The following is a 5,377-nucleotide window of genomic DNA, read 5'->3' on the forward strand; positions in this document are numbered from 1 at the left end:
GCCGCCCTGGCCTCCGGGTGCCGGCGGACGCGGGCCGCCGCCGGGAGCACCGGGTCCACCCGGACGCGGCCCGCCCTGCGGACGGGGCGCCTGCGGGCGCGCCATGCCGGCGTTGCCGCCGGAGGTGAAGGGGTTGTTGCCCGGACGCGGACCGGCCGGACGGGCACCCGGGCGCGGGGCCTGGCCGCCGGGACGCGAACCGCCCTGGCCCGGACGGGCCTGGCCCTGGCCGGGCCCGGCCGGGCGGGCACCCGGCTTCGGACCACCGGAACCCGGACGGGCACCGGGACGCGGACCCTGCGCGGCGGCCGGAGCCGGGGCCGGGGCCGACGGCGGGGCCGTGAACTCGGGCGCGGCCGGAGCCGGGCGCGGCGCGGGCTTGGGACCCGGCACCGGACGCGGGCCTGCGGCCGGCGCGGGAGTAACCGGGGCCGGAGCCGCGGGTGCCGCGGGCTGCGGGGCCGCGGGAGGCTTGGGGGCGGCCGGCCTGGGGGCAGCCGGACGTGCCGCCTGCGCCGGAGAGGGCGCGGCGGGCCTGGGGGCAGCCTTGCGCGGGGCGGGCTTGCCGGCGGACTTGCCGCCACCACCCTGGAAGGCGTCTGTCAGCTTGCGTACAACGGGCGCCTCGATCGTCGAGGACGCCGAACGGACGAATTCACCGAGTTCCTGGAGCTTGGCCATGACGACCTTGCTCTCAACCCCGAACTCCTTGGCGAGTTCGTATACCCGGACCTTAGCCACTTCGCTCCTTTTAGGTCCGGGTGCGTCCGGACCGTTGCTACTTCATGGGCGTACTCATCGCGTGCTCATCGAGTGCTCATCGCAATCTCGACCTACTTCCAACTCGCGGGGTACCAGAGCCGCGCGGACGTTCCGTGCGACGCTTCTTACGGTGTTGCCTGCTCGGCAACTGTCGTCTGCTCGACGTACTGGCGCAACGCCTTTGTGTCGAGCGCTCCCGGGGCGCGCAGCGCCCTCGTGAACGCCCGGCGGCGTACCGCCTGGTCGAGACAGACCAAGACGGGGTGCACATAGGCGCCCCGGCCGGGCAGCGTACCGCGAGGATCGGGGACACACGCGTCCCCGGTCGCCACGATGCGCAGCAGCTCCGTCTTGGCCGAACGCTCCCGGCACCCCACACAGGTGCGTTCAGGGCATACTGGGACGTCCATCCGGCCAGACACAGCTAAGTCTACCTCCCCGCGGCGACCTCACCCTTTCGGATAAGGACTCGAACAGTTGCCGCGATATAACTGACGAGATCTGAGCCACTACAGGCTGAGATCTATTCCCCCGGCTGCTCGGTGTCGGGACGGATGTCGATCCGCCATCCGGTGAGGCGGGCGGCGAGCCGGGCGTTCTGCCCTTCCTTGCCGATCGCCAGCGAGAGCTGGTAGTCCGGCACGGTGACCCGGGCGGACCGGGACGCCATGTCCACGACCTCGACCTTGGACACGCGCGCGGGCGACAGCGCGTTCGCCACCATCTCGGCCGGGTCGTCCGACCAGTCGACGATGTCGATCTTCTCGCCGTTCAGCTCGCCCATGACGTTGCGCACCCGGCCGCCCATGGGGCCGATGCAGGCGCCCTTGGCGTTCAGGCCCGACCGGGTGGAACGGACGGCGATCTTGGTTCGGTGACCGGCCTCACGGGCGATCGCGGCGATCTCGACGGACCCGTCGGCGATCTCCGGCACCTCCAGGGCGAAGAGCTTCTTCACCAGATTGGGGTGCGTACGCGAAAGCGTGACCGAGGGACCGCGGACACCCTTGGCCACCCGGACGACGTACGAGCGGAGGCGCATGCCGTGCGGGTAGGTCTCCCCCGGCACCTGCTCCTGCACCGGCAGGATGGCCTCCAGCTTGCCGATGTCGACGAGCACGTTCTTGGGGTCCCGGCCCTGCTGGACCACACCGGTGACGATGTCACCCTCACGGCCGGCGTACTCGCCGAGCGTCGCGTCGTCCTCGGCGTCGCGCAGCCGCTGCAGGATCACCTGCTTGGCGGTGGCGGCGGCGATACGGCCGAAGCCGGACGGGGTGTCGTCGAACTCGCGGGGCTCCTGGCCCTCTTCGAGGTCCTCGGGGTCCTCCTTCGCCCACACGGTCACATGCCCGGTCTCCCGGTTGAGCTCCACGCGCGCGTGTCGGCGGCTTCCCTCGGTGTGGTGATAGGCGATGAGGAGGGCCGACTCGATCGCCTCGACCAGCAGGTCGAAGGAGATCTCCTTCTCCCGGACCAAACCCCGCAGGGCACTCATGTCGATGTCCACGGCTACGCCTCCTCTTCCTTCTCGTTCCTGTCCTTGCGGTTGAACTCGACCTGCACGCGCGCCCTGTCGATGTCGGGGAAGGCGAGTCTGCGGGCGGTGGCCTTGCGGCCCTTGATCCCGGGCACCTCGACGTCGAGGCCCTCGTCGTCGACCCGCAGGATCCTGGCGACCAGCTCGCCGCCCTCGCTCAGCTGGAACTTCACCAGTCGGTCGACGGCACGCACGTAGTGGCGGTGCTCCGTGAGGGGACGCTCCGCGCCCGGGGTGCCGACTTCCAGGTCGTACGCGCCCTCGCCCATCGCGTCGGTCTCGTCGAGCTTCGCCGAGAGCGCGCGGCTCACATCGGCGATCCGGTCCAGGTCGGCACCGGTGTCGGAGTCGACGACCACGCGCAGCACTCGCTTGCGTCCGACGGAGTCCACGGCGATCTCTTCGAGATCCAGGCCCTGTGAGGTGACGAGCGGTTCCAGTAGTTCTCGCAGCCTCTCGCTCTGAGTGGTGCTCATCCGGGTGACTCCTCGGCCGCGTGTGCTGTTGTGGGATGGGTCGCGTGTCTGGTCAAAGGGTATCCGGTCGCAGGGAGTGTTGCCGTCCACCAGCGGCCGGCCGGTGCCGGTGACTGGTGCCGGACGGGTGCGCGGGTACCGTGATCACTGGCGTGCCCGCCCCTATTCTTCGAACGAGTTCCCGAGGACGTCTGCCGTGCCGTTGCCCCCACCGTCGCGCACCCCCTCGGGGCCGCGCAGAAGATCCCTGCTCGCCTCGGCCGCGGGGGCCGCCCTCCTCGTGGGGTGCTCCCCCGGTGCCGACCCGGACGGCGGTACGGGCGGCGGCCCGTCGGTCACCGAGCGGGCAAGCGCGCGTGCCGCGCGGGACAGCCTGGAGCTCGTGGAGCAGTACGACGCCGTGATCGCCGCGCATCCGGCGCTCGCGGAGCGGTTGCGGCCGTTGCGTGCCGAGGTCGCGCTGCACGCCAAGGCGTTCGCGGAGGGCGCGCCCGCCGCGTCGCGGTCGCCGGAGCCTTCCGGCTCCGCCTCGCACCCCGCGTCCGCGTCGGCCGCCCCGTCCACATCCCCGACCGCCTCGCCGACCGTCCCGGCCGGCAAGAAGGACGCCCTGGCCGGCCTCGCCGCCGCCGAACGGTCCCTGGCCGACCGGCGGGCCAAGGCCCTCCTGGACGTCCCGGCCGAGCCGGCACGGCTGCTCGCGTCGGTGGCGGCGGCCGGGGCGGCTCACGCGTATCTGCTGACGGAGGGTGAAAAGTGAGCGACAGGGCAGGCGACAAGGCGGGCGACACCGCCGAGGACGACGCGCTGAAGGCCCTGCAGGCGGCCCTGGCCGCCGAGCACGCGGCGGTGTACGGCTACGGGGTGGTCGGCGGGCGGATCGGCGAGGCACGGCTGACTCAGGCTCGGGCGGCCTACGACGCGCACCGCGCCCGGCGGGACGCGCTGGTGCGCGAGGTGCGCGACCTGGGCGGTGAGCCCGTCGCCGCGAGCGCCGCGTACGCCCTGCCGTTCCCGGTGCCGGACTCCGCCGCGGCGGTCCGGCTCGCCGCCCAGCTGGAGGACCGAGTGGCCGGTGTGTACTCCGACCTGGTGCGGGCGACCACCGGCGCACGACGTGGCGAGGCCTCGGCGGCGCTGCGCGAAGCCGCGGTCCGCGCGGTGCGCTGGCGCGGGGACGGCGTAGCCTTCCCTGGTCTCGCCGAGCGGGCGGACGAGGTGGCCGGTGCGGCCGCGCCCTCGGCCTCGGCGTCAGCGACGGCGTGATCCGTACGCCGCCCGGTACAGCAGGAAGGGAACGACTCGCGCATGGCTTTCGAACCGCCGCAGCGCCTGGTACGGGCGCTCGGTGAGACGGCGCCCCAGGGTGACGACTGGCTGGAGAAGCTGCCGGAGGCGGCCCGACAAGCCGTCGCGCTACGCGAGTTGACGGTCGAACGGGTCCAGGTGCCGGGCGGGCGCAGCAGCCTGGTCGTGCTGGTGCGGCGCCCCGACGGGAACCCGGCCGTCCTGAAGCTGGCCCCGCCCCGGGCCCGGCCGGAGAGTGAACGGGCGGCGCTCGCGCACTGGGACGGTCTGGGCGCCGTGCAACTGCTGGAATCCCGCACCGGTGAGGGCGTACTGCTGCTCGAACGGCTGCACCCGGACGTGTCGCTGCGCTCGCTGCCGGAGGCGAAGGCGCTGCTGGAGGCAGCGGGGACGCTGCGGCGGCTGTGGGTGGAACCGCCCGGTGACGACGCCGCTCACCACTTCGAGACCGTGGCCGAGCGGACCGGCCGGCAGGCGGTGGCGATGCGGGCGAGTGGTCTGGCCGATCCGGAGGCCGGCCGGCTGGTCGAGAGCGCGCTCGCGGCCCGCGAGGAACTGCTGGCCACGCCGCCGGAACACCGGTTGCTGCACGGCACGTTCCGGCAGAGCAAGGTGCTCGCCGGCGAACGGTCGCCGTGGTTGGCGGTGGGCCCGGACCCGGTGGTCGGCGAGTGCGCGTTCGACCTGGCGCGACTGGTGCGCGACCGGGTGGAGGACCTGATCGCCTCACCGTCCGGAGCGGCGACGACCCGTCGGCGGATCAAGCGGCTCGCCGAGTCGCTCGAGGTGGACCAGGAGCGGCTGCGCGGCTGGACCCTGTTCCGGGCGGTGGAGTCCGGGGTACGGGCACGCCGGGTGGGGCGGGACCGCGACGCGGAACTGCTGCTGGAGTTCGCAAGCTGGCTCTAGGTGTACCCGGCCGACGTCCAGGACGCGTCGGGCGGGCCGACTTCGCCGTTCGCGGCCGGCAACCCGTGGGCGCGGGCGCCCGGTTCACCTCGACGAACGTCTCCTGCGCCTCCTACGCCTCCTACGCCTCCGGACGGAACGCGCCGTCCCCGCCCATGGCGACGACCGCCACATGACGACGGCCCGACGGCACTCCGTCCGGAACAAGTCGGACATCCACCGGAACAACCGCCACTCGACGCGTAGTTCAGACGGAACCGCTGCCGCCCTCGGTCACGGCACGGACCGCCGCACACCGGCGTCCCCGCAACCGGCCGCACCCCGTGCGGTACACGCTTGTCGTGGTCGGGGCCGTTCCCCGACCCCGTGCACGGGGTCGGGG

Annotated in this window: 7 protein-coding genes; 3 read left to right on the forward strand and 4 right to left on the reverse strand. The window is 73.1% G+C overall.

Features of this window, described 5'->3' with window-relative positions; genetic code table 11:
• From ACFW2E_RS40730 to rimP, 4 genes are all read right to left on the reverse strand, one after another.
• The coding region (locus tag ACFW2E_RS40730) for a translation initiation factor IF-2 N-terminal domain-containing protein (protein WP_384475319.1) at positions 1 to 741 on the reverse strand (741 nt) is incomplete at its 3' end.
• Positions 742 to 887: 146 nt separating this feature from the next.
• A complete protein-coding gene (locus ACFW2E_RS40735) occupies positions 888 to 1,172 on the reverse strand; it encodes a YlxR family protein (RefSeq protein WP_384475322.1) in 285 nt (94 codons plus the stop codon).
• 113 nt (positions 1,173 to 1,285) lie between these two features.
• Positions 1,286 to 2,272: a transcription termination factor NusA gene (gene nusA, locus ACFW2E_RS40740; protein WP_384475325.1), complete on the reverse strand. Its 987-nt coding sequence runs from the start codon at positions 2,270 to 2,272 to the stop codon at positions 1,286 to 1,288.
• A gap of 2 nt (positions 2,273 to 2,274) precedes the next feature.
• Positions 2,275 to 2,778, reverse strand: coding sequence for a ribosome maturation factor RimP (gene rimP, locus ACFW2E_RS40745; RefSeq protein ID WP_384475328.1), 504 nt, complete (start codon positions 2,776 to 2,778; stop codon positions 2,275 to 2,277).
• 196 nt (positions 2,779 to 2,974) lie between these two features.
• Here rimP and ACFW2E_RS40750 point away from each other — a divergent pair, with 196 nt between their 5' ends.
• Genes ACFW2E_RS40750 through ACFW2E_RS40760 form a run of 3 tightly spaced genes read left to right on the forward strand, consistent with a single transcriptional unit; the run spans position 2,975 to position 4,995 of the window.
• A complete protein-coding gene (locus tag ACFW2E_RS40750) occupies positions 2,975 to 3,538 on the forward strand; it encodes a hypothetical protein (protein WP_384475331.1) in 564 nt (187 codons plus the stop codon).
• Entirely contained in the window at positions 3,535 to 4,044 is a 510-nt protein-coding gene (locus ACFW2E_RS40755; RefSeq protein ID WP_384475334.1) for a ferritin-like domain-containing protein, read from the forward strand. Before ACFW2E_RS40750 ends, ACFW2E_RS40755 begins: the two co-directional genes overlap by 4 nt.
• A 42-nt stretch (positions 4,045 to 4,086) precedes the next feature.
• Positions 4,087 to 4,995 (forward strand): aminoglycoside phosphotransferase family protein, encoded by a 909-nt coding sequence (locus ACFW2E_RS40760; protein ID WP_384475337.1) that lies wholly within the window; start codon positions 4,087 to 4,089, stop codon positions 4,993 to 4,995.
• Positions 4,996 to 5,377 lie beyond the last annotated feature (382 nt).

The organism is Streptomyces sp. NPDC058964 (assembly GCF_042741275.1).
GTDB lineage: Bacteria > Actinomycetota > Actinomycetes > Streptomycetales > Streptomycetaceae > Streptomyces.